Below are 1,334 nucleotides of genomic sequence, written 5' to 3'. Positions count from 1 at the left end.
TCGTCGGCGACGTGCGCTCTGACGGCACCCTCGCCCAGCGGATCGTGCGGGTGGACGGGGACCGCGCCTCCCGGCTGCCCGTGAGCGTGCCGTCGGACGCGAGCATCACCGCGGTCTGCCCGTCCCCGAACAGCCAGTTCGTCGCCGTCGCGACCAAGTCGGCGACAGGGTCGCTCGTGAGCGTCGTCGACGCGACCTCGGGCGCGCTCGAGGCGAGCGTCGGGGCGGAGACCGTGGACTGGTGCAGCGCACTGCCCTCCGGCGACGAGGTGGGCTAGCGGCGGAGGGTCTGCTTCGGGTACTCGCCGAACCGACGGAGGTACTCGCCCGAGAACCGGCCCATGTGGGTGAAGCCCCAGCGGGCGGCGACGTCGGCGACGGACACCTGGCCCGGTGTCGCGGCAGCGAGGTCGTCGTGGCACCGTCGGAGCCTGACCTCGCGCAGGTACTGCATCGGGGACCGGTCGAGGGTGCGCTGGAACGCCTCCTGCAGTCCGCGCACGCTGAGGTCGGCGGCCCGGGCGACGTCCGTCACCGTCAGGGGTTCGTGCGCGTTGGCGTGCAGGTACTCGACGGCCGTGCGGATGCGTGCGTTGCGGTGCCCGCTCCAGCCGGCCGGCGCCAGCTCGGCACGGAAGCGGTACATCTCGAGCAGCGACCGGGCGACCTCGCGCTGGGACTCCTGCCAGACGAGCGAGTCCGCGCCTGCGGTGCGGAGCGCGTGCACCGACGACGCGACCGTCCGGCGCCACCGGTCGACCGACCCGGCGGTCGGCGGGGTCGTCGTGTCGAAGTCGACCGCCCCGTCGACGAAGTACCGCTCCGAGGCGACGTCGAGCACGAGGTCCCGTCGCAGGTGCACGAGCCGCTGGTCCCAGTCGCGGTAGTCCACGTCGAACCGGCGTTCGATCGGGAACAGCGTGGGGACGCCTGGTTGCATCCGGACCTCGGTGCCGCCGACCTCGAGCGATGCGGTGCCCGAGTCGATCCACTGGACGACGATCTCGCCCTCGACGGCGACGTCTCCGTGGAGCGAGCCGTTCATCTGCGACCGCCGGACGCTCATCCGGTCGTCGCCGACGCCGACGTAGCGGTACCAGTACTCGCCCTCGGTGCGGCTCGAACGCCAGGCCCGTCCGGCGTACATGCCGGCGAGCTCGGTGACGGCCGCGTCGGTGTCCGTGCCGGCGAAGGACACCAGGGACGCGCTTCCCTCGCCCGCCGTGCTCGTCATCCCCCGAGTCTGTCGCGCCGAGGAGGGGCGGGACACCGCGCTGCGCGAGCCGGACGAGCCGCTCGCGTTGTGGGGACAGACCGGACGACGGACGGGAGGT

Annotated in this window: 2 protein-coding genes; one reads left to right on the top strand and one right to left on the bottom strand. The window is 73.0% G+C overall.

All coding sequences use genetic code 11. The annotated features are described in order from the left end of the window. A partial coding sequence (locus tag I5E_RS25110; protein ID WP_031261017.1) for a hypothetical protein occupies positions 1 to 278 on the top strand: 278 nt, incomplete at its 5' end. On the opposite strand, the gene I5E_RS22440 is transcribed toward I5E_RS25110, so the two are convergent. Then, entirely contained in the window at positions 275 to 1,234 is a 960-nt protein-coding gene (locus tag I5E_RS22440) for a helix-turn-helix transcriptional regulator (RefSeq protein ID WP_083857827.1), read from the bottom strand. The two genes, I5E_RS25110 and I5E_RS22440, sit on opposite strands and share 4 nt — an antisense overlap. Between the last annotated feature and the right edge of the window lie 100 nt (positions 1,235 to 1,334).

Origin of the sequence: Curtobacterium sp. B18, assembly GCF_000333375.1 — a bacterium.
GTDB lineage: Bacteria > Actinomycetota > Actinomycetes > Actinomycetales > Microbacteriaceae > Curtobacterium.
This window is presented reverse-complemented; position numbering and strand designations above follow the sequence as displayed.

Coding starts and splice junctions, on each gene's coding strand:
- I5E_RS22440 (WP_083857827.1), bottom strand. CDS start 1,234: ATGACGAGCACGGCGGGCGAGGGAAGCGCGTCCCTGGTGTCCTTCGCC.